This window comes from Psychromonas sp. CNPT3 (assembly GCF_000153405.2).
GTDB lineage: Bacteria > Pseudomonadota > Gammaproteobacteria > Enterobacterales > Psychromonadaceae > Psychromonas.
On the sequence record NC_020802.1, the window covers coordinates 743,087 to 768,522 of the forward strand.

Genomic DNA, 25,436 nt, shown 5'->3' on the forward strand with positions numbered 1-25,436 from the left:
GATCCGTCTTGCTTGTTGAAATTATCCCTACCTGCGTTGTGAGTTTTGAAGTGAGAACAACACTCTCCTGCAACTCACGCCTTGCTAGTATTAATTTTTCCGGCGCAATACATGAAAATTAAATTAATTCCTTTGGTATAAATAAACATTTAAATTAAAATTGGTACGTATCTTGCAAGTTTAAACGTGAGTGATAGGCTCATTTTCAAAAGAGGTCAGTATGCGTATTTCTAGCCAAGTTTTTTTTCAGCGTAATACACAAAGTGTGTTTAATAATCAAAGCGAATTGAGTGAAAAAAATATTCACCTATCCACACAAAAAAGAGTGATCAATGGCTCCGATGATGCCGTTGCAATTGCGACTATTCAACGCTTAAAGCAAGACCTTTCAATGGCAGATCAACATGTCCAAAATGGTGAAATGGCAGAAACTGCCAATGCATTAGAATCTATCTCATTAGCGCAAAGTACTAATATTTTGCAACGTATGCGTGAATTAATGGTGAGCTCGGGTAATGCGACATACAGTGCCGATGGGCGTGAAGCGATAGCGACGGAGCTTAAGCATCTTCGTGAAGAATTAATTGGTGTTGCCAATACAAAAGATGGCAATAGCCAGTATATTTTTTCCGGTTTTGAAGTGGATACTCTGCCCTTTCAAAAAAATGAATTTGGTACGATTGAGTACCATGGTGATGAGGGAGATACGTCTTATCAAATTGGTCCGGGTGTTACTATTCAAGGTAATGATCCTGGCTCTGCAATTTTTATGCAAGTACCTGAAGGTAATGGCAGTTTTGTCGCAGAAGCCAATCCTAATAACTCTGGCTCAGGCGTCTTAGATGTTGCATCTATCATTGATAGTAAAGTAGCAAGCCAGTTTCCAGATCAAGATTATAATATTTCAATCAGTGAAACGCTTCCTGTTGGCACAAAAAAATATTCTGTTTATAGCACTGCGGAGCAAAGTGTAACGGGCAGTGCTTCGATTAAAATCTCGAAAGTTGATCTTACGGATGCCAATATTGGCAGTGTTAACCCTAATAGCGTATATCCAGCTGCAGGCAGTGACGTTAGTATCGATTTTGTCGCGACATTAGTGCCGGGTGAATTTGAAGTTCGTATCAACAATCAATCCTCTTTACCCAGTATTTATAATGCGAATAATCCGCAGCAAGAAATTACGGTAAATGGTATTTCCATTGAAGTCTCAGGTATGCCAAGCAATGGCGATCAATACAAAATGACCAAATACATTGAGCCGACGACGTATGAAGAAGGTCAATCTATTGAATTTAATGGTATAAAAACCAAGTTAAAAGGGCAAGTTAATGAGTTTGATAGCTTTTCATTAAGACAAAGTGGTACCAAAGATATTTTTTCTACGATCCAAGATGCCATTGATGCCTTAATGATGCCGGGTGATGATAATGGTCCAACGGCGCAACGTGAAATGCGTTTAGATACAGTGCGTCATCAAATTGACAATACAATGCAAAATGTATCTACCGTAGTGACATCTGTAGGTGCTCGGCGCAGAACGATTATTAATCAGCATGAATCGACATTAGATTTTAAACTAACCAATCAAAAAACGTTATCCAATTTAGAAGATTTAGATATGGCCTCTGCTATTAGTGAATTTAAAATGCAGATGAGCTTACTTGAGATAACACAGCAAACCTTTATGCAAATGCAATCATTGAGTTTATTTAAGTTGTTATAGGCATTGTATTTAACCGAAAAAAAGAGGCAATCATTGCCTCTTTTTTTTTGTTTAAAAAAAATCCTTTTAAAATAATTAATTTAATTTACTTAACACCCACTAAGCACTTGAATCTAAAGCCTAATGGTTACTTTTTTAGGCGTTTTTGTAAAAGTTGGCATGTAAATCGCATTAAATTCCTTGAGAGTAAAAATTGACGGTAATTAATATAAAAATTACCGATTTTTCTGAGTAAGGAATGACCAAGGAATAATGGAGTAAATTATGCCACAAGTGATAAATACTAATATCATGTCGCTCAATGCGCAGCGCCAATTAAATAAAAGTCAATTGCTAAGTAATGAAGCAATGGAACGACTATCATCAGGTTTACGTATTAATAGTGCGAAAGATGATGCTGCTGGTCTGGCTATTTCAACGGGAATGCAATCGCAGATCCGAGGAATAAACCAAGCAGTACGTAATGCTAATGATGGTATCTCAATGTCGCAAACGGCAGAGGGATCGATGGATGAAATGACCAATATACTACAACGTATGCGTGAGCTGTCAGTGCAAGCTGCCAATGATACTAACTCAGCATCAAATAAAGAGTCCATCCAAAAAGAAATTGATCAACTCTATGAAGAGTTAGATCGTATCGCCAATACCACACAATTTAATGGTACTAACTTACTCGACGGCTCAAATAAGTCAACGACCCTACAAATCGGGGCGAATGCAGGTGAAAACTTAACATTTGGTATTGATGCGGTGACAACTGCTGATTTAGGCTTAAATGGTGGTGTTAATAAAGGCGATTTAAACAGTGGCCGCGTCATTGATGGTAACGCTGCAATACCTGCTGGTAAAGTATCTATTAATGGTATTGATCTACCTGAAATTGGAGATACCGATGGTGGTCAAGCGGTTGCGATGGTTAAAGCTGTTAATATTCAAACCGCTTTAACGGGTGTAACGGCAAAAGGTTATAACGTGGTTGAAGGCCAATCTTTTGATGGCATCAATGTAACGGGTATTACCAATGGTTTAACCATACAAGTCGGTGACGGTGCCAATATTACATTGGGCGCAACCTCTTCAATGGAAAATTTAGCGGAAACAATTAACCGTGATGTTAAAGGTGTGACTGCAAATGTCGGCAAAGATGGTCGCTTAATTTTAAATAATGATACAGGCTTTGCAATCACTGTCGGTGGTAATGTGACAAATTCTGGTCTTGAAGCTGCAACATTTGAAGGTTACATGGGATTAACCAGTCAAGATGGTGGTCCAATAGAAGTCGGTGTTGGTACGACCGGTACGATTGGGGATAATACAGACACTAAAAAGTTTGGTTTTATGATCACCAATGGTAGTTCTGTATTAACAGATGCACCGGGTGCAGGTGAACTTTTAGATGCGGATAAAATAACCATTAATGGCGTTGAATTAATTGATACAAGTGCCACTACCATAGATGATAAAATGGTGGCGATTAATAAATTAACAGATGCAACTGGGGTGACTGCGACGGCGAGTATTCCCGCGGGATCCATGATATTAACGGCTAAAGATGGCAGTGATATCGTTATTGCGAGTGGTGCTGCGACGGAAGCGGATAAAATTGCTGCGCTTGCTAAATTGGGCATCAATGATGTGGGTGGCTCTGCTGTGACTGAGTTAGGTTTAAGCGTGAGAACATCGAAAAAAGCGTCTGAAAGTCTCGGGCGTATTGATATTGCATTATCTAAAATATCGGAATCTAGAGCCGGATTGGGCGCAATTCAAAACCGTTTGGGCTCAACTATTTCCAACTTAGAAAATGTGTCACAAAATTTATCAGCATCAAATTCACGTATTCAAGATGCTGATTTTGCGGCAGAAACAGCGAAAATGAGTAAAGCGCAAATCTTGCAACAAGCGGGTACATCTATGCTTGCGCAAGCAAATGCCAGCACACAAAGTGTATTAAAGCTATTACAAGGTTAATACCTTCAAGTATGCAAATTAGTTATTAATAACTAATTTACACAGGTAAAATGGGTGAAAATTTCTTTGGTTTTTACTCTCATTTTCTCCGATGATCCACCCATTTAAAGGCAGCTTAGCTGCCTTTTTCTGTTTTAATTATTTAACATTTCAGGCCATCCCTTTTTAATTAGGTGAGTAAAACGGGCCACGTCATCCGTGTTTAGCCATACCTGTCACACTCCAATGCAATAAATAATTACGCCTGCGAGTCGTTAGCGTTAAAAATAATTAATCGTTACAACCTTCAATGCTTGCCTTCATGTTCAAGCTTACGCTGAATCACTGCCCATGATTGCTAATTGGGAATATAACTAAGCCCTCTGATGATCACTTCAAATACATGTCACATGGATAGAAATAAGGGCAAGTGACAAAAAATTGCCACTCAAGATGAAGTTGTGTTTTTAGAGTCAAAAAAGGTGAATAAGGCAGGGTTATAGATGAGAGTAATAGCAAAGGAATTAATTAAGTTTTCATGTGTTGCGCAGGAAAAATTAACACTCGCAAGGCGTGAGTTGTAGGAGATAGTTGTTCTCACTTCAAAACTCACAACGGTGGTAGGGATAATTTCAACAAGCAGACGGGTAACCTTTTTAGTTCCTTTGGTATAATAAGCGCCACAAGATTATTTGGCTTCTTACCTATCAATGTGCGCCTAAGTGCTTAGTTTTTAAAACACGTATTATTTTTCAATAATGAATACCTCGATATGTTGTAAACCGTATCGATCTTAAACTTTTATTTTATTAAAAAACCCGGTGCTTTTAGTCTGCAATTTTGGAACGGATCCCAACATGCTAAGGCATTGGAAAGTGTCAAAATAGTAGATGTTTTTAGAATGTAGATGAATTTTCACATTAAAGGAAAAAGACTATATGTATAATAAAATGTCTAACGTTATGTTTTTACATATAAAAAAGAAAATCTAATGAAACATTATAGAGTGCTACAATATCGCACTGTTATTTGTAAAATTTATAATAAATTTTGGAGTGATTTTAGAGTGTCTATAAAACAACGTATTCATGCCCACGCTTGGTTTATCCTGTTTAATGCATTGATAGCATTAATGGTAGCGACAAGGTATTTTACTTTTCTACCTGAATTTCCGTCAGATATAATGGGGGTGACATTTATTGTTGTCGCAACCTTTAGCCAAATGGCGCTGTTAGCGTTAGTGATGGGGCTTATTTCACTGCCGGTACTTTTATTGGGGAAAATGCCAAGGAATTTATTACAGGCTTTCATTGCATCGATTGGCATTGCGTTTTTAATTATCGATACATTAGTGTTTGCGCAGTATCGCTTTCATATTAATGCGGTCGTGCTTGAGTTAGTGCTTTCTGGTCAAGTGGTTAGTTTTCCATTAGTCACCTGGTTGACTGTGATTGGCGGTATATTCCTGCTTTTACTTGCACAGTTTTCTTTGATCAATTGGCTTGAAAAACCGGCTGGCATCACTCAGCATAGATTAGGGCGAAAATTTGCCATGATCATATTTTTTGCATTATTAGCGACACATGGAATCCATATTTGGGCTGCTGCCAATGCATATCAGCCTGTGACTATGGTTAAACGATATCTTCCTCTCTTTTATCCCGCGACATCAAACTCTCTGATGAGAAAGTATGGATTGTTAAATGAAGAGGCACTATCTCGTCAAAATGCGATGAAAATAAGCGTTAAAAGTGATCTTAATTATCCATTAAAGCCATTACAGACTGTGCCAGTTGATAAGCCGGTTAATATTATGTTTTTAGTGGTGGATTCATGGCGTGCGGATACGTTTAATGCTGAAAATACCCCTAATATGTGGAAATATGCACAATCTGGCATGATTTTTAAGCATCACCTTTCAACGGGTAATGCGACACGCACCGGAATTTTTGGCCTTTTCTACGGCATTCCCGGTACGTATTGGCATGGGTTTTTAGCGAATCAACAAGCGCCTGTGTTATTAGATCGATTGCAAGCATTAAATTATGATTTAGGTATTTTTGCTGCTGCTCAGTTAAGAAAACCGGAGTTTGATCAAACCGTATTTCGTAACGTTGCTAATTTGAGAATGGGTTCAAAAGGGAAAAGACCATCCGATTTAGATAAAGACCTGACTAAAGATTGGTTGCAGTGGTATAGCAACCGGGATAAAAGTAAACCCGCATTTTCATTTCTATTTTATGATGCGCCTCATGGTTATGATTTTCCAGATGACTACCCTCATCGTTTTGAGCCTATGCTGAGTGAGGTTGATTACTTACAACTCAATAATGACACTGACACCACGCAATTTTTAAATCGTTATAAAACCAGCGTCCATTTTGTGGATAGTCTGGTAAAAAAAGTGTTAGATAAGCTTAAAGATAGCGGTGATTTGGATAATACCATCGTCATCATTACTGGCGATCACGCCCAAGAATTAAATGATAATAAACTCAACTTCTGGGGGCATAATAGTAACTTTACCGATGCTCAGGTGCATGTCCCTTTTGCCATCATTGGTGCAAAAATAAAAAGTGAAACGATGCAATGGCAAGCTGATGATTTAACGAGTCACCAAGATGTGGTGCCGACATTAATGAAAAATTACTTAGGGGTGGGAAACTCACCGGGAGATTATTCGGTCGGTTTAGATCTTCTTGGTAAGCGAGTTGAGCGACAGTGGATATTATCTTCTAATTATAGTGGTTACGCTATTTTAGAGAAGGGATCAATTTTGGAGGTGGGCGCAACCGGGCAGTATCAGTTGCTTGATAAAACCAACCGACCAATAAAAGATCAAGAGATAAACTTTAAACACTTACAACAAGCGTTGCTAGAGATAAGCCGTTTTAATAAGTGAACAGGCATATGCACTATTGATTTTAAATTACGTGGTTTATGGTGATCGTTTACCATAAACAACGTGTTTTTCAATACATGATTTTCTCACTATTCTCGTTCATAGACGCGTTAATAAAGGTTAACGTTAGGGCGAATATTTAACCAATCTCGCATTTTTATTGTTAAGGGAGATTGCGCAGGATAACAAAGGCCGACTGCATTATTTAACTGATTTTAAATTCGTAACAGAGGCTCCATATCTGCCTTTTTCTCTGTTGTAATTTGAGAAAGAAAACACTTTTCGAGCGGAGGAATATAAACCTCTATCTGCACCTCTGTATTTAGTTACCTGCATAGGCTTCTAACTGTGTTGTTATCGCGTGGATAATGCTTTGAGAACGCTTATATTTTGTAGTATAAAAAAAGCAATGCCAGCAAGCGCGCCATATAAATGCGCATTCGTTAAAACAGGCGCGTTAATGAGCTCTATCGTCATGGCGTTTGCACCGTAGACTTGCTCGTAACTTATCTTCGCAAATATACAGAGACCTAAAAGATAGCCCCACCGATCTTTTTTAGTGATGTCTGAGCAGACGCCAAAACTAAATAATCCATGTAGCACACCAGAAAAGCCAACATACCAGAGGGTATTTGGATCGAAGTAAAAAATCATAACACTAATAAAAGCACTATTAAAAATAATCATGGGTATCAATCGTACTTTTTTGAACGTATCGATAAATAAAAATACGCAAACCAATAATCCACTGATATTCATTAACAGGTGGTTAAAATTAGTATGGCAAAAAGTTGCCGTTATTAAGCGCCAAAATTCTAACTCTTGTAAGCCAGTATGGTAGAATGCTAAGTATTGCATCGCACTGGGTTGTAAAAAATAAACAATCAAAGTGAGACTGATAAGTAGAGTGAGTTCAATAAGTAAAGAGCGCATTAATATCCTTTTCTAAAGAGATTTTTTAGTATGAGCAAAAGATTGCGTTGTGTAACGTGTTTAAAAGCACTATCAGCATGTATCTGTAACACCATCAAACAACTAGATAATCAATATTTTTTACATATATTACAAGATCCTAGTGAACATAAAAAAGCGATAGGAACGGCTAAAATCTTATCACTATCATTACTGCGCGTTAAAATAAGTACAGCAACACATTTTAATGAGCAAGATTTTGACCTTAATAATTGTTTTTTAGTTTTCCCTGGGGAAGATGCTATCCTCGCAGAGAAACTTAGCCCACAGTATAAGGTTGATCAATATAGTCAATTTATTTTGCTCGATGGCAGTTGGAAAAAAGCCCATAAATTGTTAATGAATAATCCTTTTTTACTAAAATTGCCAAAAGTTTCATTTTCGATCTACCAAAAAAGTGCCTATCGTATTCGTAAATCGCCACGAGAAGATGGTTTATCAACGGTTGAAGCGGGTTATTATTTATTATCACAATTAGAAAATTCAGAGACTAAATATCAACCGTTATTAGAGAGTTTTAATGCCATGATAGATTACCAAATACAGAGAATGCCCAGTGGCCTTTACGAAAAAAATTATTTGCAAGGAGAGTCTGAATGTCGATAAAAATTTCTAATGGAGTAGAAATTGCTGATTGGCAGTATGTGCTTACTGCTATCCGTGCACAAGGCGCGGGAGGGCAAAATGTCAATAAAGTCTCGAGTGCTATCCATTTGCGTTTTGATATAAAAAGCTCGACGTTACCCGCTTTTTATAAGCAACGTTTATTAGCGTTATCGGATCATCGTATCACGGCTGATGGTGTGATCATTATTAAAGCGCAACAACATCGCACTCAAGAAAAAAATAGGCAAGATGTTTTATTGCGTTTAAAAGCCTTAATTTTAGAGGCGACGGTTATCCAAAAAAAGCGCAGAGCAACAAAAGCCACTAAATCCTCACAACGCCGACGTATGGATAAGAAAACATTGCGCGGTAAAACAAAAAACTTACGTAATAAACACATCGATTATTAGTTTATTTATTTGTTTATATATATCTTCACCTTTTCTTTTTATCTTACGGTTTAAATTCAATAGAAATACGCATAATTTTGTTATTAAAAGCAAGGGAGATCCTCACAAAAACTTGATGTTAGTGTTGTTATGGCACGAATCAATAGGATCTAAATTTAAGTGCGGTTATTTTTTTGATGGTTATATGACAATATATTTTTTGACACTTTGTGTATTTCAGCGTAAAACGCGTAACAACTCATTAACAAAGATCGCTCGGGTTTGCTAGCCTTTGAACAGTTTGCGCCTAATTATTAATCGGGCTCTTTATTGTCGACTCAATTCTTTGACACAGATCAACTTAAACTAGACAATTGTTTAAAAAATTGTTAATTTGTTCGTCATAAGTGAATTGGTCATACCATTTTACAATAGAGCAATAAGGGTCGCATGGCTTACGCAAAAATTAAGAAACCTAAATTGGCAGATGTCATAGAAGATCGCATCGAAGCGATGATCTTAGAAGGGACTCTCGCTGTAGGAGAAAAGTTACCTCCTGAGCGTTCTCTTGCTGAGCAGTTTGATGTATCTCGTCCTTCTTTACGTGAAGCTATCCAACGTTTAGAGAGCAAAGGTCTTTTAATGCGCCGCCAAGGTGGAGGCACTTATGTTCAAGCGCATTTGCATAAGAAATTAGCAGACCCACTTTTTGAATTATTAAATTCAAATCCTAGGTCGCAATATGATCTTCTTGAATTTCGCTATGCTATAGAAGGCGTATCTGCTTATTTTTCAGCGTTGCGTGGTAATGTTGACGATTTAAGTAAAATAAAAACGTGTTTTGATGCGATTGAGAGTGCTCAAAAAAATAATGATTTAGAGTTAGAGATCCAGCAGATCACGCTTTTTCATATGGCTGTCATAGAAGCATCGCACAATGTTGTCTTTTTACATTTGGCCAGAAGCATAAAACCATTATTAGAAAAAAATATTGCCGATAATATTAAGCAGTTATATCGGGTTCCTGAGGTTGCGAACAAGATACATCAACATAGAGTACAGTTATTAGAGGCAATATTGTCGAAGTTACCCTTAGTTGCACAAAACGCATCAGCGCAACACTTAATTTATATAGAAGAAACGCGTTCGTTAATGCTCGATGAAAAAAGTATTTTTAAATGTGAATTAGGATCATTGCATTTAGATAAAAAGTAATCATTTCGACTGCTTATTAAAGGTAAATTTTAATACAGTAAGTAATCGAAATAATTACTAAACCAACCACTTGATCTTTAGATCAAGATTTTCAGTAATAGAGAAGGAATGTGTCATGATTGACATTTTAAACAGTGATATTGATGCTCAAGAAACTTCAGAATGGCTTGACGCACTAGCGACCATCCTTGAAGATGAAGGCTCTGAGCGTGCACAATTTATACTTGAAAAAGTAATTGAGAAAGCGCGTTCAGAAGGCGTTAATTTAGCACATGGTATTAATACTAATTATGTAAATACCATTGCTCTTAGCCAAGAGCCTGCATATCCGGGTGATATGAAACTTGAGCAACGTATTCGTTCAATCATTCGTTGGAATGCGATAATGATTGTTATGCGCGCTTCAAAAAAAGAGCTTGATTTAGGGGGGCATATGGCCTCTTACCAATCAGCAGCTGCTTTTTATGAAGTATGTTTTAACCACTTTTTCAGAGCTGCCAATGCGACTGATGGTGGCGATCTCGTTTATTACCAAGGGCATATTTCTCCTGGTATTTACGCGCGCGCATTTGTTGAAGGGCGTTTAAGTGCTGCCCAGTTAGATAATTTCCGCCAAGAAGTAGGCGGTGAAGGTCTTCCTTCTTACCCGCATCCTAAATTGTTACCTGAGTTTTGGCAGTTCCCAACCGTATCAATGGGACTTGGTCCTATCTCGGCTATTTATCAAGCGCGATTCTTAAAATATTTAGACGGACGTGGACTTAAAAATACCACTGCTCAGCGTGTTTATGCATTCTTGGGTGATGGCGAAATGGATGAGCCTGAATCACGCGGTTCGTTATCTTTTGCATCACGTGAGAAGCTTGATAACTTATGTTTCCTTATCAACTGTAACTTACAGCGTTTAGATGGCCCTGTTATCGGTAACGGTAGTATTATCCAAGAGTTAGAAGGCTTATTTACTGGCGCAGGCTGGAACGTTATTAAAGTTATCTGGGGTAGTAATTGGGATGCTTTAATTGCAAAAGATAGCACGGGTAAATTATTACAATTAATGAACGAAACTGTTGATGGTGATTACCAGACCTTTAAATCAAAAGATGGCGCGTATGTACGTGAACATTTCTTTGGAAAATACCCAGAAACGGCAGCCCTTGTTGCCGATATGAGTGATACTGAAATATTCGCACTTAAACGTGGCGGACATGATGTATCAAAACTCTATGCTGCGTTTAAAAATGCAGAAGATACAGCAGGCAAACCAACGGTTATCTTAGCTAAAACAGTTAAAGGTTACGGTATGGGTGAAGCTGCTGAGGGTAAAAATATTGCCCATGGCGTGAAAAAGATGAAACATGCAACGCTACTTAGCTTGCGTGATCGTTTAGGTTTACAAGATATTCTGAGTGATGAAAAAGTTGAAACACTTCCTTACTTAACATTAGAAGAAGGCAGCGTCGAGCATACCTATTTACATGCTCGTCGTGAGGCATTAAAAGGTTATACGCCAAAGCGCCTGAAGAAATTCACTGAAAAACTCGAAGTGCCAACACTTGAGAAATTTGCGCCTTTACTAAAAGAGCAAAAACGTGAAATTTCAACCACAATGGCTTATGTTCGGATCTTAAATACATTACTTAAAGATAAAAACATTGGTAAAAACATTGTGCCAATCATTGCTGATGAAGCACGTACTTTTGGTATGGAAGGTTTATTCCGTCAAGTTGGTATTTATAACCCGAATGGCCAAGAATATACGCCAGAAGATCGTGGCGTTGTTTCTTACTACAAAGAAGCTACATCAGGACAAGTGTTACAAGAAGGGATCAATGAGCTTGGCTCAATGTCTTCTTGGGTAGCGGCTGCCACGTCATACAGTACTAATGATTTACCAATGATCCCATTTTACATCTATTACTCAATGTTTGGTTTTCAACGCATTGGTGATATGGCTTGGCTTGCTGGCGATCAACAAGCACGTGGTTTCTTATTAGGTGCTACAGCGGGTCGTACTACACTAAATGGTGAAGGCTTACAGCATGAAGATGGGCACAGTCACATTCAAGCAAATACGATCCCAAATTGTATTAGTTATGATCCAACGTTTGCTTATGAGCTCGCCGTTATTGTACAAGACGGTATTGCGCGCATGTATGGTGAAACACAGGAAAATGTTTTCTATTACATCACTGTTATGAACGAAAATTATGCAATGCCTGCAATGCCTGAAGGCGTTGAAGAAGGTATTCGTAAAGGTATTTATAAATTAGAGTCTCATACGGGTACTACTAAAGTACAGTTATTAAGCTCTGGCTCTATTATGAATGAAGTTCGTAAAGCAGCTCAAATACTAAGTGAAGAATATGATGTCGCTTCAGATATATTCTCGGTAACCTCATTTAATGAATTAACCCGTGATGGTCAAGATATTGAACGTAAGAATATGTTGCATCCTGAAGATAAAGCGCAGGTTCCGTACATTACGCAAGTATTAGGTGATGCCGCAACGATTGCTGCGACGGATTATATGAAAAACTATGCAGAGCAAGTACGTGCATTCATCCCATCAAGCACTTATAAAGTGTTGGGTACGGATGGATTTGGTCGTTCAGATAGTCGTGCTAATTTACGTCTGCATTTTGAAGTTAATGCAAGTTATGTCGTGATTGCTGCCCTTTCTGAACTTGCTAAACGTGGTGAGATCAAAACGTCTGTGGTAACAGGCGCTATCGCTAAGTTTAACATTGACACAAACAAAATTAATCCATTGTTTGCATAACCATTTTGCAAAAACTTAATGTTAAGTGCGAGTCTGTCGTCATAAAATAAGACTCGCTTTAGCTTGAGTATTTAGCGTATTTTTAGGAAAAATATTATGTCTGAATTAAAAGAATTTTTACTCCCTGATATTGGCTCTGATGCAGCTGATGTAACTGAAATTTTAGTTTCTGTGGGAGACATGATCAAAGAAGATCAAGATATTATCTCACTTGAAGGTGATAAAGCGTCAATGGATGTGCCAGCAGCATTTGCAGGTAAAGTCGTTGAAATTAAAATGAACGTGGGTGACAGTGTTTCTGAAGGCCAAGTTGTTATCATCGTTGATGTTGCAGGTAGCGCATCAACGGATGCACCTGTCGTCGCTCCAAGAGTTGTAGCCCCTGTTGAAGCGCTAAGTGCTTCTGCAAGCGTTGAAGTCGTTGAAGTTTGTTTACCTGATATTGGTGGTGATGAAGTTGAAGTGACTGAAGTATTAGTTGCAGTAGGCGATATCATTGAAGCTGATCAAGATATTTTATCTGTTGAAGGCGATAAAGCGTCAATGGATGTACCCGCGCCTTTTGCGGGTGTTGTAAAAGAAATTAAAATTTCAGCGGGCGATAAAGTATCTGAAGGCACTTTATTATTAATGTTGGAAGTACAAGCAAGTGGCGCACCTGTTGCACCTGTTGCAACTGTTGCATCTGCTCCGGTTGTAGCCGAAGTTGCAGCGCCTAAAGCAGCGCCAGCGCCGGTTGTTGCACCAACGCCTGCACTAGCACCAGCAGATATCAAAGCGTCTCCATCAGTACGCCGTATCGCACGTGAGTTCGATATTGAGCTGGGCGCAATCACCGCGACTGGCCGTAAAGGACGTATCAGTAAAGAAGACGTTCAAAAATATGTTAAACGTCAGCTACAAATCGCTAAAAGTGGCGGTGGCACGGGTAATGGTCTACAAGTATTAGCTTATGCCAATATTGATTATTCTAAGTTTGGTGATGTAGAAATTAAGCCGTTATCGCGTATACAAAAAATATCTGGCCCAACATTACATCGTAACTGGGTAACTATTCCACATGTAACGCAGTTTGATGAAGCCGATATCACAGAGCTTGAAGCGTTCCGTAAAGAGCAAAATGCAATCGCCGCTAAAAAAGATCTTGGTCTTAAAATTAGCCCGCTTGTATTTATGATGAAAGCGGTAGCTAAAGCATTACAACAATACCCTAACTTTAACTCTGCATTATCAAGTGATGGTGAAAGTATTGTGTTGAAAAAATACTTCAATATCGGTATTGCGGTTGATACGCCAAATGGTTTAGTTGTTCCTGTTGTAAAAGATGTACTTAATAAAGGCATCTATGATATTTCTCGTGAATTAGGCGAAATATCTAAAAAAGCACGTGCAGGTAAATTAACCGCTAAAGATATGCAAGGTGGTAGTATGACTATATCAAGCCTTGGCGGTATTGGTGGTACACAATTTACACCTATCGTAAATGCACCTGAAGTTGCTATTTTAGGTGTTTCTAAATCAGCAATGAAACCGGTTTGGAATGGTACTGAGTTTAAACCTCGTTTGATGGTGCCACTTGCATTATCTTACGATCATCGTGTTATTGACGGTGCTGATGGCGCGCGTTTCATTACGGCTATTAATAACTATCTAGCAGATCTACGTACATTAATTTTATAATTTAAGCTCAGTGGCGATATGTTAGATGTCTTTCATCAAGGCATATCGCACACTAATTATATTTATATTTTCTAAATAATGTTATCTGGTCGGCATTTGTCGAGCATATATTTTGCATTTATTTAACACTTAAATACAATTAACAGGTATTTAAGTGTTGGCATTATTGATATCCAAAATAGAGGTCAAGATGAGTAAAGAAATTAAAGCACAAGTTGTTGTATTAGGATCGGGCCCTGCGGGTTATTCTGCTGCTTTTCGTGCTGCAGATTTAGGCTTAGAAACCGTTTTAGTTGAAAAATTTAGCACCTTAGGTGGTGTTTGTTTAAACGTGGGTTGTATCCCATCAAAAGCTTTATTGCACGTGTCTAAAGTAATTGAAGAATCAAAAGCATTGGCTGCGCATGGCGTTTTATTTGGTGAACCAACGACAGATATTGATAAAATTCGTATTTGGAAAGATAAAGTAGTTACCCAGTTAACGGGTGGATTACAAGGCATGGCTAAAATGCGTCAAGTTACGACTGTGACAGGTTTTGGTAAATTTACGGGTCCGAATACCCTTGTCGTCGAGGGTGAAGATGGTCAAACGACTATTACCTTTGATAATGCAATCATTGCAGCGGGCTCTCGCCCTGTTAAATTACCCTTTATTCCACATGATGACTCACGTGTTTGGGACTCAACAGATGCACTTGAACTACGTTGTGTACCAAAACGCTTACTTGTTTTAGGTGGCGGTATTATCGGCCTTGAAATGGGAACAGTATATAAATCATTAGGATCTGATGTTGATGTTGTTGAGTTTGCAGATCAATTAGTACCTGCTGCGGATAAAGATATCGTGCAGATTTATACTAAGAAAGTTAAAAATAAATTCAATATTATGTTAGAAACGAAAGTAACGGCTGTTGAAGCGAAAGAAGATGCTTTATATGTTTCTTTTGAAGGCAAAAATGCACCTGCTGAAGCAAAAGCTTATGATGCGGTATTGGTTGCAGTTGGCCGCGTTCCAAACGGTTTATCGTTAGATGCTGAAAAAGCGGGGATCACGGTTACTGATCGCGGCTTTATTGAAGTTGATAAACAAATGCTGACTAATGTTGCACATATTCATGCCATTGGCGATGTTGTGGGTCAACCTATGCTTGCGCATAAAGGTGTGCATGAAGGTCATGTTGCAGCTGAAGTTATTTCAGGTAAAAAACATTACTTTGATCCTAAAACAATTCCTTCTATTGCTTACACTGAGCCTGAAATGGCGTGGGTTGGTTTAACAGAAAGAGAAGCAAAAGAGCAAGGCATCAACTATGAGAAATCTGTGTTCCCTTGGGCTGCATCGGGTCGCGCTATCGCATCTGATTGCGCTGATGGTATGACTAAACTTATCTTTAATAAAGATACGCATCGTATTATTGGTGGCGCGATTGTTGGTACTAATGCTGGGGAGTTATTAGGTGAAATTGGTCTTGCTATCGAAATGGGTTGTGATGCTGAAGATATCGCATTAACTATTCATGCGCATCCAACATTACATGAATCAGTTGGCCTAGCTGCTGAAATTTATGAAGGCTCTATTACTGATTTACCAAATGCAAAAGCGGTAAAGCGTAAGAAATAAGCTGATATATATATAAAAACAAAAAAGGCCATTTAGTGTATTACTAAATGGCCTTTTTTATATGTGTCGCGGTTAATGTTAGGCTTTTTTATAATGGCCGTTATCAATCCCCTCGATGTTCCATTGGCCAATAGAGTAACGAATGAGTCGTAGCGTAGGAAAGCCTATGTTAGCGGTCATACGTCTTACTTGGCGATTACGTCCTTCACAAATGGTAATGCTTAGCCAAGTGGTGGGAATGTTTTCACGTTGACGTATAGGGGGCACACGGGGCCAAATTTTCGCGTCTTTTAAAAATTCAATTTTAGCGGGCAAGGTTAAGCCATCTTTAAGAATGACGCCTTGGCGAAGTTTATCAAGATCGGCATCCGTTGGTGCGCCTTCGACTTGTACCCAGTATGTTTTATCTGTTTTTTTGTTTGGCTGCGTTATTTGAGCTTGTAATTTTCCATCATTAGTTAGCAGTAGTAGTCCTTCACTGTCTCTATCAAGACGCCCTGCTGCATAGACTTCTTTTTCCTCGATATAATCGGCTAAAGTACGTCGTTGGCCTTGCTCTGCGTCATCGGTGAACTGGCACAAAACATCAAAGGGTTTATTAAATAAAATGATTTTACGTGTGGCGCTCGTTATCGTCTTTTTTTCATTACGGGCATACTGAGGGCGTTTTAAAGAAGATCTTCGTGCCATATTATCGGCATGTTGCTTGGTTTTATGATGCACGTTAGCGCCTTAATAGAAATAAAAAGAGTGTAACAGGATATCAGTAATACGCTTCTCACAAATTAAATTTATATCTCAATAAAAGACGCTGCTGGTCAGCTTTATTGGACTATTTAGTTGTTTTCGCTATGATAATGCTCTAACTGACTATAAAGTAACAAAATCGCAACAATTATAGGTGCCCCAAAAAACACCTCTTATCACGCTTGTTAAAGGATATAATATGACCGATAAATCAGTAAAAATTATTTATACACTCACCGATGAAGCCCCGGCATTAGCGACCTATTCTCTTTTACCTATTGTTAATGCTTTTACCAATGTGGCAGATATTGTCGTTGAAACGCGAGATATTTCATTAGCAACGCGTATTTTGTCACAATTCTCTCACTATTTATCGACCAAGCAGCAACGCCCTGATGCATTAGCCGAATTAGGCGTTTTGGTTAAAGATGCCAGCGCTAATATTATTAAGCTGCCCAATGTCAGTGCCTCCATTCCACAATTAAAAACTGCCATCAAAGAATTACAAGCACATGGTTATGCTTTACCCGATTATCCAGAAACGCAAAGTTCGGATGAAGAGCGTGATATTGCTGCGCGTTATGCGCAAGTGCTCGGCAGTGCGGTTAATCCTGTATTACGTGAAGGTAATTCAGATAGACGTGTTGCAGATGCGGTTAAACAATACGCAAAAGACAATCCACATCGCATGGGGGCGTGGTCGAGAGAGTCAAAATCACATGTTGCCAATATGCAACAGGATGATTTTTATGGCAGTGAACAATCCCACCTTTTAGGCCAAGATGATGATGTAAAAATTGAATTTGTAAATAATACGGGTGAAATTACGGTATTAAAGGCATCAACACCCGTTTTAAAAGATGAATTGATCGATGCCTCTGTCATGAGTGTCACGGCGCTACGCAGCTTCTTTGAAATGCAAATGCAAGATGCTAAAGAGAATAACATCATGCTTTCATTGCACCTTAAAGCGACCATGATGAAAGTATCAGATCCTATTATGTTTGGTCATGCGGTGTCTGTTTATTTTAAAGATGTGTTTGCTAAACATGCACAAACGTTCAAAGAAATCGGCGTTGACGAACGTAATGGTTTAGGTGATGTTTATGCTAAAATCGCCACCTTAGAGTGTGCACTTAAAGAACAAATTGAAGCGGATATTAAAGCTGTTTATGCAACGCGTCCAAGCCTTGCGATGGTAGACTCGGATAATGGTATTACTAATTTACACTCACCGAGTGATGTGATCATTGATGCCTCGATGCCGGCTATGTTACGCAGTAGTGGGAAAATGTGGAATGATCAAGGGCAACTTGAAGATACCAAAGCACTTATTCCTGATCGTTGTTATGCCGGTATTTATGCCGCCAGTATTGATTTTTGCCGTGAACATGGCGCCTTTGATCCTCGCACTATGGGTAATGTCTCTAATGTTGGCTTAATGGCGCAAAAGGCCGAAGAGTATGGCTCTCATGATAAAACCTTTGCAATGCAAGGCGCCGGTAAAGTGCGCGTTGTGAATAATGCGGGTAAGGTGTTAATGGAGCATAGCGTTGACAAAGGTGATATCTGGCGTATGTGTCAGGCAAAAGATTTACCTATTCGTGATTGGGTACGTCTCGCGGTTAGTCGTGCTAAAACAACCGGGCAAGTGACTGTTTTTTGGCTCGATGAAGCGCGTGCTCATGATCGAAACTTGATTGTTAAAGTGCAGGCTTATTTAAAGGATCATAATACGCAAGGGTTAGATATTCGTATTATGGCGCCAAATGTCGCGATTAAATTTACTTTAGCGCGTGTCCTTGCGGGTGAAAATACCATTTCGGTAACGGGTAATGTGTTGCGTGATTATTTAACCGATCTTTTCCCTATTTTAGAGCTTGGCACCAGTGCAAAAATGCTTTCTATCGTGCCTTTACTTAGCGGTGGTGGGTTGTTTGAAACGGGCGCCGGAGGCTCTGCGCCAAAACATGTACAACAATTTGTGCAAGAGAACCACTTACGTTGGGACTCGTTAGGAGAATTTTTAGCGTTAGCCGTCTCCTTAGAAGATGTCGCTCAAAAAACCAAAAGTGCACAAGCGAAAGTATTAGCAGATTGCTTGCATATTGCCAATAGCCAGTTCCTAAAAGAAGATAAATCGCCTTCTCGCAAAGTCGGCGAGATTGATAATCGTGGTAGTCACTTTTATCTTGCGATGTATTGGGCGCAGGCATTGGCAGCGCAAAGCCAAGATAGTGTATTGCAATCGCGATTTGCACCCTTAGCGGAAAAGTTAGCGATGCACGAGCAAACGATTATACAAACGTTTAATGAGGTACAAGGTGTTGCTGCTGATTTAGGTGGGTATTTTGATATGGACCCTCTTAAAGTGAGTGCGTTGATGCGCCCAAGCCAAATTTTTAATGATGCCATTTCTTCAATTTAGGTTATTTACTTTCATTTTTAAAGGTGCTTTTTAGCACCTTTTTTTATGCGCCATAGAAAATGCAAGTAGAGCATGCATGGAGGGTACGATGTATCTTTTGAAAAAATTAAGAAAATTAGATATTTAACGCCTTAAACGGTAGAATGTCATCATAATTACGCCCGTTATATAGAACAATAATGTATGAGCTTATGCTTACACGATGGCTATGTGCGTTGTTTATTTGGAGAGGGGTTTGGCCGTTTTATTATGCCACAAAGAAAACTTCCTTGGATAAAAATTAATTGTTTGTTGTTGGTTTTGTGTTATCCGTCAACAAGCTGAGTATAACGGTAAATAAGAGAGAATAGAGTGATGCATGCATTGTTCTCTTCTCTTAATGAAGGACATATTTATGACGAAGAAAGAGCAAACGGCTCAGGGACTTTATGTACCAGAAATGGAACATGATGCTTGTGGTATCGGCTTTGTTGCCCACCTGAAAAATAAAAAATCACATTTAATCATTACTCAAGCTCTTGAGATGCTTGCGCGTATGGAACATCGTGGTGGTCAAGGTTGCGATCCCTGTAGTGGTGATGGCGCTGGAATTTTATTACAAAAACCGCATGAGTTTTTAGTGACCGAGGCATTAAAAAATGGCCTGAAGTTACCAAAGGCAGATCAATATGGGGTGGGATCAATTCTTTTTCCTCAAAATGCAGATCAGCGCAGTCAATGTCGAGATATTTTAGCGCGCACCGCAGAGCGTTTGCAGCTTGAAGTCATAGGTTATCGGGTATTACCAACAGATAACTCGATGATCGGGGCAGATCCTCTGAGCAGTGAGCCTCAGTTTGAACATATGTTCGTCACCGGTGGCGAAAACATGGCGCCGGCAGAATTAGAGCGTAAGTTATTTATTTTACGTAATTATTCGACCCGGATCTGTTTAGAGTCAGTGTCTGGTATTGAAGATAATTTTTATATTAATACCTTCTCTTATAAAACACTTGTATATAAAGGCCAGCTCACCACAGAGCAGGTTCCTCAGTACTTCTTAGATCTACAAAATCCGAGTATGGTCACCGCACTTGCTTTAGTGCATTCGCGTTTTTCAACCAATACTTTTCCGCGTTGGCGCTTAGCACAACCTTTTCGTTATATTGCGCATAACGGTGAAATAAATACCGTTCGTGGCAATATTAACTGGATGAAGGCGCGTGAAGCCTTATTAGAAGCTAAATTCTTTAGTGCCACTGAACTTGAAATGTTAATGCCTATCTGCACGGATGGCATGTCAGATTCTGCAAGTTTTGATATGGCATTGGAATTGTTAGTGTTATCTGGGCGTAGTTTACCACATGCGTTAATGATGATGATCCCTGAAGCATGGCAAGAAAATAAAGAGATGGATAGCGACCGTCGCGCTTTTTATCAATATCATGCGAATTTAATGGAGCCTTGGGATGGGCCCGCTTCAGTTTGTTTCACCGATGGCGTGCAAGTTGGCGCAACACTTGATCGTAATGGTTTACGTCCTTCTCGCTATTGTGTCACCAACGATGACTTCTTGATAATGGCATCCGAAACGGGTGTGGTGGATATTGCACCTGAAAATATTAAATTACGTGGTCGTTTACAACCGGGTCGTATTTTTGTTGCTGATTTAGAGCAAGGCCGTATTATTTCTGATGATGAAATTAAATCGGGCGTCGCAGAGCAGCAACCTTATGCGAAGTGGTTAACGGATAATTTAGTCACATTAGAGACGCAACCAGCACCTTTAGAGGTAAATATACAACCTAATGATGGACAATTGTTGCGCAGGCTACAAGCGTTCGGCGTTAGCTCTGAAGAAGTCAGTGATATTATTTTACCGATGTTTAAAGATGCGAAAGAGCCTCTAGGTGCGATGGGAGCTGATTGGCCTTTGGCTATTTTCTCTCACCACTCACAACATTTATCTCATTATTTCAAGCAACTTTTTGCCCAAGTGACTAATCCGCCTATCGATCCTATTCGTGAGCGCATGGTTATGTCATTAACGACTTACCTCGGAAAAGACCAAAACTTATTGGCCGAAACACCATTGCATTGTCATAAACTTGAATTGAGCTCTCCTCTTTTAAGTAATTCTCAGTTACAAAAAATCAGTGCGTTAGATGATAAACATCTGCAAGCTAAAACCCTCGAGACCCTCTTTTTAGCAACGGGTGAAACGGGGAATTTAGAAAAAGCATTAGCGCGTATATGTCGTTATGCAGAAGATGCCGTGCATGATGGCTATTCTATTATTATTTTATCCGATCGCAATGCGACCTCGGATCACGCTGCCATTCCCGCGATGTTAGTGACGGGTGCTGTGCACCATTATTTAATTAAGCGTGGCCTGCGCGCATTATGTGACATTGTTGTTGAAACGGGTGATGTACGTGAAACGCACCACTTTGCAACCGTGATAGGCTATGGCGCCTCAGCTATCAACCCTTATTTAATTGAAGAGATGATAGTTGATTTACAGTCTAAAAATCGATTAGCTAAAGATAAAACAGTGGCCGATATCTTTGCTTTTTATAAGCTTGCAATTGATGCTGGACTCTTAAAAATATTCTCAAAAATGGGCATTTCGACTATTCAGTCTTATCAAGGTGCACAAATATTTGAAGCCTTAGGCATTAGTAAAAGTGTGGTTAATGCGTACTTTACCGGTACGGTTACCCGCATCGAAGGTTTAAGTATTGATGATATTGGCAGTGAAATATTAGTGCGTCATCGTTTTGCTTACCCACTGCGTGAAGTGCCAATGCAACGTTTAGATGTGGGCGGTGTTTACCAATGGAAACAACGTGGTGAAAAACATCTCTTTAATCCAGAAACTATTTCTTTATTACAACAATCAACACGTAATAAAGATTATGCTCAATTTAAAAAATATGCTGAAGTCGTTGATGCACAAGGTGATGACGCGGCGACGCTGCGCAGTCAATTTGAGTTTGTGGTTAGCGAAAATGGCCCGATAGATATCGATAAAGTGGAATCGGCGCAGCAAATATTGAAACGTTTTGCGACAGGCGCAATGAGCTTTGGCTCTATTTCTCATGAAGCACATTCGACGCTGGCAATTGCGATGAACCGCATTGGTGCTAAGTCAAACTCGGGTGAAGGCGGTGAAGATCCACAACGCTTTTTCGTCAAAGACAACGGCGACTGGGAGCGCTCTGCGATAAAACAAGTCGCATCAGGGCGTTTTGGTGTTACCTCATACTATTTAACCAATGCAGCCGAGATCCAAATTAAAATGGCACAAGGTGCGAAGCCCGGTGAAGGTGGGCAGTTACCCGGTCATAAAGTCGATGACTGGATTGGTCGTACACGTCATTCAACCCCGGGTGTTGGTCTTATTTCTCCGCCACCTCATCATGACATTTACTCCATTGAAGATCTGGCGCAATTGATTTTCGATTTGAAAAATGCCAACCGTCACGGCAGGGTTAATGTAAAACTCGTATCAGAAGCGGGCGTCGGCACCATTGCAACCGGTGTTTGTAAGGCTAAAGCAGATGTTGTGCTTATTGCTGGGTTTGATGGCGGCACGGGAGCCTCTCCCTTGTCATCTATTCGCCATGCCGGATTACCTTGGGAACTCGGTCTTGCAGAAACGCATCAAACCTTAATGAAAAATGGTTTGCGTAACCGTATCGTTGTACAAGCGGACGGGCAGATGAAAACACCTCGTGATTTAACCATTGCCACGTTACTTGGCGCGGAAGAATGGGGCGTTGCAACGGCAGCTTTAATTGTTGAAGGTTGCATTATGATGCGTAAGTGTCACTTAAACACTTGTCCTGTTGGTATTGCGACGCAAAACAAAACGCTGCGTGAACGTTTTGATGGGCGTGTTGAAGATGTGGTGACGTTATTTCAATATCTGGTGCAAGGTATGCGTGAAAACATGGCCGCATTAGGTTATGCCACTATCACTGAGATGGTAGGGCAAACACAAAGCTTAAAAGTACGTGACAATATTAAGCATTGGAAATATAAAAACATCAATTTAAATACCTTACTTTTTAAAGAAGTCATAGCAAAAAATGATGGACGTTTTAATCAAACGCAGCAAGCACATCATTTAGAAAATGTATTAGATCGTCAATTGATAAAATTAGCACAACCGGCACTATTACGTGGTGAAGCGGTGAGTGCTGAGATGAGCATTATTAATACCGATCGCAGTTGTGGCACCATGCTCTCTAATGAAATATCTAAGGTTTACCGTGATAAAGGCCTGCCGCTCGCAATGCAAGTTAAATTCAGAGGCTCAGCAGGACAATCGTTTGGTTGTTTCCTTGCTAAAGGCGTTGAATTTACCGTAGAAGGTGATGCCAATGATTATTGGGGTAAGGGACTCTCTGGCGGGAAAATAGTTGTTTTCCCTGATCGTAATTCAAACCTGATTGCTAAAGATAATATTATCGTGGGCAATGTATGTTTTTATGGTGCAACCTCGGGTGAGTCATATATTAATGGTATGGCGGGAGAGCGTTTTTGTGTACGTAACTCGGGCGCTGAAGTCGTTGTGGAAGGTATTGGCGATCACGGTTGTGAATATATGACCGGTGGTTTAATGATCAATATCGGACGTACTGGGCGTAACTTTGCAGCCGGTATGAGTGGGGGCGTTGCTTATGTCTATAATAAGGATGGCGCTTTTGCTCGCAGTTGTAATAAAGAGTTAGTGGATTTAGATCCCTTAGATGCAGAAGATAAAGCTTTGCTTATCTCTAAAATCAGTAAACATTTTGAATTGACTCAGTCGAAACTTGCCGCTGAATTTCTTAGCAATGTTGAGGTGAGTCTTGCGCAAATGATCAAAGTAATGCCGCGTGATTATAAAGCTGCATTACTTTCGCGTAGCAAAGGAGATGCATAATGGGTAAAGCGACAGGATTTTTAGAATTAGGCCGTGAGTTACCCGGTAAGCTAAGTGTTACTGAGCGTCTTAAAAATAATAAAGAATTCGTTAAAATGGACGAGTTTAGCGATAAAATCAGCTCTCAAGCTTCACGTTGTATGGATTGTGGTGTGCCGTTTTGTCATAACGGTTGCCCGATTGGTAATATTATTCCTGAGTTTAACGATGCGGTGTATCGAGATAGTTGGGAAGAAGCTTGGCATATTTTAAGTTCAACGAATAACTTCCCCGAGTTTACTGGGCGAGTTTGTCCTGCGCCTTGTGAAACCTCGTGCGTATTGGGGATCAATCAAGATCCTATCACCATTTGTAATATCGAAAAAACGATTGTCGAAACGGCTTATCGAGAAGGCTATGTGAAGCCTAAAATACCGACAGCACGTACGGGTAAAAGTATTGCAATTATAGGCTCTGGCCCTGCTGGACTTGCTGCCGCTGAGCAACTCAATAGTGCGGGTCATTTTGTGACGGTTTATGAGCGCGACGAAAAAGTGGGGGGCTTACTGCGTTTTGGTATTCCTGACTTTAAATTGGGATCAGATATTATTGATCGTAAAGTTTCGGTGCTTGAAGCCGCGGGTATTAAAATGGTCGTTAATGCACATATTGGCGTGACGATGGATGCGAGCGAGCTACGCACAAAACATGACGTCGTGCTTTTGACGGGAGGCTCAACAGTGCCTCGCGACTTACCTATTCCAGGGCGTGATCTTAAAGGTGTACATTTTGCGATGGAGTTTTTGGGGCAAAATAATCGCCGCGCTAATGCGATGGATTTAAAAACGCCAGAAATTCATGCTCAAGATGATCACGTGCTTGTGATTGGTGGTGGTGATACGGGATCAGATTGTGTCGGCACTTCAAATCGTCATGGTGCTGCATCGATATTACAAATTGAAATCATGCCTATTCCACCTGAAAAACGTAATGAGAATATGCCTTGGCCGTCATATCCGATGATTTTAAAAACCACGACATCGCATGAAGAAGGGGTTGATCGTAAATGGTCTATCTTAACTAAAGCCTTTAAAGGTGATGAAAATGGATACGTTAAAGAGCTTATCATTGCCGATATTGAGTGGCAAAGTGCAGCCCCTGGTGAGCGCCCTAACTTTAAGGAAGTACCGGGAACTGAGCGTAGCGTCCCTTGTACTAAAGCCTTTTTAGCGATGGGATTTTTACACCCTGAGCCAACGGGCGTTCTCGCACAATTAGATATTGCGCTTGATGATCGTGGTAATGTTAAAACCACCGATTTTCAAACGAGTCAAATGGGCGTTTTTGCGGCTGGCGACATGCGCACCGGGCAATCATTGATAGTGCGTTGTATTAATGAAGGCCGAGAGTGTGCTCGGGCGATTGATATTTATCTGATGGGTAATTCAAATTTAGAATGCATCTCAAGTTCATTAATGCAATCTTAAATAAAAAAGCCTTAACATATTAGTATGTTAAGGCTTTTTTTTG

The 25,436-nt window shown here is 39.7% G+C and carries 14 protein-coding genes; 12 read left to right on the top strand and 2 right to left on the bottom strand.

Going from position 1 to position 25,436, the window contains the following annotated elements; all coding sequences use genetic code 11:
- Window positions 1-220: 220 nt before the first annotated feature.
- The 3 genes from flgL (at window position 221) to PCNPT3_RS03345 (ending at window position 6,578) form a co-directional block, all read left to right on the top strand.
- On the top strand, window positions 221-1,726 hold the full coding sequence (gene flgL, locus PCNPT3_RS03335; protein WP_015464457.1) for a flagellar hook-associated protein FlgL: 1,506 nt from the start codon (window positions 221-223) through the stop codon (window positions 1,724-1,726).
- Window positions 1,727-1,990: 264 nt separating this feature from the next.
- On the top strand, window positions 1,991-3,697 hold the full coding sequence (locus PCNPT3_RS14385; RefSeq protein WP_015464458.1) for a flagellin N-terminal helical domain-containing protein: 1,707 nt from the start codon (window positions 1,991-1,993) through the stop codon (window positions 3,695-3,697).
- 970 nt (window positions 3,698-4,667) lie between these two features.
- Window positions 4,668-6,578 carry a DUF3413 domain-containing protein gene (locus tag PCNPT3_RS03345; protein WP_015464459.1) on the top strand — a complete coding sequence of 637 codons (1,911 nt, stop codon included), beginning with the start codon at window positions 4,668-4,670 and terminating at the stop codon, window positions 6,576-6,578.
- A gap of 354 nt (window positions 6,579-6,932) precedes the next feature.
- Here the strand turns inward: PCNPT3_RS03345 and rrtA are convergent, their stop codons facing one another.
- Entirely contained in the window at window positions 6,933-7,511 is a 579-nt protein-coding gene (rrtA, locus tag PCNPT3_RS03350) for a rhombosortase (protein WP_015464460.1), read from the bottom strand.
- A gap of 30 nt (window positions 7,512-7,541) precedes the next feature.
- Here rrtA and PCNPT3_RS03355 point away from each other — a divergent pair, with 30 nt between their 5' ends.
- The 6 genes from PCNPT3_RS03355 (at window position 7,542) to lpdA (ending at window position 15,840) form a co-directional block, all read left to right on the top strand.
- The gene (locus tag PCNPT3_RS03355; RefSeq protein WP_015464461.1) at window positions 7,542-8,156 is read left to right on the top strand and encodes a tRNA-uridine aminocarboxypropyltransferase; all 615 of its coding nucleotides are present in this window, start codon (window positions 7,542-7,544) and stop codon (window positions 8,154-8,156) included.
- Window positions 8,147-8,566, top strand: coding sequence for an alternative ribosome rescue aminoacyl-tRNA hydrolase ArfB (arfB, locus tag PCNPT3_RS03360; RefSeq protein WP_015464462.1), 420 nt, complete (start codon window positions 8,147-8,149; stop codon window positions 8,564-8,566). Before PCNPT3_RS03355 ends, arfB begins: the two co-directional genes overlap by 10 nt.
- Before the next feature lie 429 nt (window positions 8,567-8,995).
- Window positions 8,996-9,760, top strand: coding sequence for a pyruvate dehydrogenase complex transcriptional repressor PdhR (gene pdhR, locus PCNPT3_RS03365; RefSeq protein ID WP_015464463.1), 765 nt, complete (start codon window positions 8,996-8,998; stop codon window positions 9,758-9,760).
- A gap of 115 nt (window positions 9,761-9,875) precedes the next feature.
- On the top strand, window positions 9,876-12,539 hold the full coding sequence (aceE, locus tag PCNPT3_RS03370) for a pyruvate dehydrogenase (acetyl-transferring), homodimeric type (RefSeq protein WP_015464464.1): 2,664 nt from the start codon (window positions 9,876-9,878) through the stop codon (window positions 12,537-12,539).
- Between the two features lie 96 nt (window positions 12,540-12,635).
- Entirely contained in the window at window positions 12,636-14,219 is a 1,584-nt protein-coding gene (gene aceF, locus PCNPT3_RS03375; RefSeq protein WP_015464465.1) for a dihydrolipoyllysine-residue acetyltransferase, read from the top strand.
- 190 nt (window positions 14,220-14,409) lie between these two features.
- Window positions 14,410-15,840 carry a dihydrolipoyl dehydrogenase gene (lpdA, locus tag PCNPT3_RS03380; protein ID WP_015464466.1) on the top strand — a complete coding sequence of 477 codons (1,431 nt, stop codon included), beginning with the start codon at window positions 14,410-14,412 and terminating at the stop codon, window positions 15,838-15,840.
- A gap of 78 nt (window positions 15,841-15,918) precedes the next feature.
- Here lpdA and PCNPT3_RS03385 read toward each other — a convergent pair whose 3' ends face one another.
- The gene (locus PCNPT3_RS03385; protein WP_041771379.1) at window positions 15,919-16,530 is read right to left on the bottom strand and encodes a pseudouridine synthase; all 612 of its coding nucleotides are present in this window, start codon (window positions 16,528-16,530) and stop codon (window positions 15,919-15,921) included.
- Between the two features lie 256 nt (window positions 16,531-16,786).
- On the opposite strand from PCNPT3_RS03385, the gene PCNPT3_RS03390 reads away from it, so the two are divergent.
- The 3 genes from PCNPT3_RS03390 (at window position 16,787) to PCNPT3_RS03400 (ending at window position 25,393) form a co-directional block, all read left to right on the top strand.
- The gene (locus tag PCNPT3_RS03390) at window positions 16,787-19,015 is read left to right on the top strand and encodes an NADP-dependent isocitrate dehydrogenase (RefSeq protein WP_015464468.1); all 2,229 of its coding nucleotides are present in this window, start codon (window positions 16,787-16,789) and stop codon (window positions 19,013-19,015) included.
- A gap of 394 nt (window positions 19,016-19,409) precedes the next feature.
- On the top strand, window positions 19,410-23,927 hold the full coding sequence (gltB, locus tag PCNPT3_RS03395) for a glutamate synthase large subunit (RefSeq protein ID WP_015464469.1): 4,518 nt from the start codon (window positions 19,410-19,412) through the stop codon (window positions 23,925-23,927).
- Window positions 23,927-25,393, top strand: a complete 1,467-nt coding sequence (locus PCNPT3_RS03400; protein ID WP_015464470.1) for a glutamate synthase subunit beta — start codon at window positions 23,927-23,929, stop codon at window positions 25,391-25,393. Before gltB ends, PCNPT3_RS03400 begins: the two co-directional genes overlap by 1 nt.
- The last annotated feature ends 43 nt before the right edge of the window (window positions 25,394-25,436 follow it).

Bases quoted from the DNA above. Each gene is read 5' to 3' on its own strand.
- flgL (WP_015464457.1), top strand. From the start codon at position 221: ATGCGTATTTCTAGCCAAGTTTTTTTTCAGCGTAATACACAAAGTGTG.
- PCNPT3_RS14385 (WP_015464458.1), top strand. From the start codon at position 1,991: ATGCCACAAGTGATAAATACTAATATCATGTCGCTCAATGCGCAGCGC.
- PCNPT3_RS03345 (WP_015464459.1), top strand. From the start codon at position 4,668: ATGAAACATTATAGAGTGCTACAATATCGCACTGTTATTTGTAAAATT.
- rrtA (WP_015464460.1), bottom strand. From the start codon at position 7,511: ATGCGCTCTTTACTTATTGAACTCACTCTACTTATCAGTCTCACTTTG.
- PCNPT3_RS03355 (WP_015464461.1), top strand. From the start codon at position 7,542: ATGAGCAAAAGATTGCGTTGTGTAACGTGTTTAAAAGCACTATCAGCA.
- arfB (WP_015464462.1), top strand. From the start codon at position 8,147: ATGTCGATAAAAATTTCTAATGGAGTAGAAATTGCTGATTGGCAGTAT.
- pdhR (WP_015464463.1), top strand. From the start codon at position 8,996: ATGGCTTACGCAAAAATTAAGAAACCTAAATTGGCAGATGTCATAGAA.
- aceE (WP_015464464.1), top strand. From the start codon at position 9,876: ATGATTGACATTTTAAACAGTGATATTGATGCTCAAGAAACTTCAGAA.
- aceF (WP_015464465.1), top strand. From the start codon at position 12,636: ATGTCTGAATTAAAAGAATTTTTACTCCCTGATATTGGCTCTGATGCA.
- lpdA (WP_015464466.1), top strand. From the start codon at position 14,410: ATGAGTAAAGAAATTAAAGCACAAGTTGTTGTATTAGGATCGGGCCCT.
- PCNPT3_RS03385 (WP_041771379.1), bottom strand. From the start codon at position 16,530: ATGGCACGAAGATCTTCTTTAAAACGCCCTCAGTATGCCCGTAATGAA.
- PCNPT3_RS03390 (WP_015464468.1), top strand. From the start codon at position 16,787: ATGACCGATAAATCAGTAAAAATTATTTATACACTCACCGATGAAGCC.
- gltB (WP_015464469.1), top strand. From the start codon at position 19,410: ATGACGAAGAAAGAGCAAACGGCTCAGGGACTTTATGTACCAGAAATG.
- PCNPT3_RS03400 (WP_015464470.1), top strand. From the start codon at position 23,927: ATGGGTAAAGCGACAGGATTTTTAGAATTAGGCCGTGAGTTACCCGGT.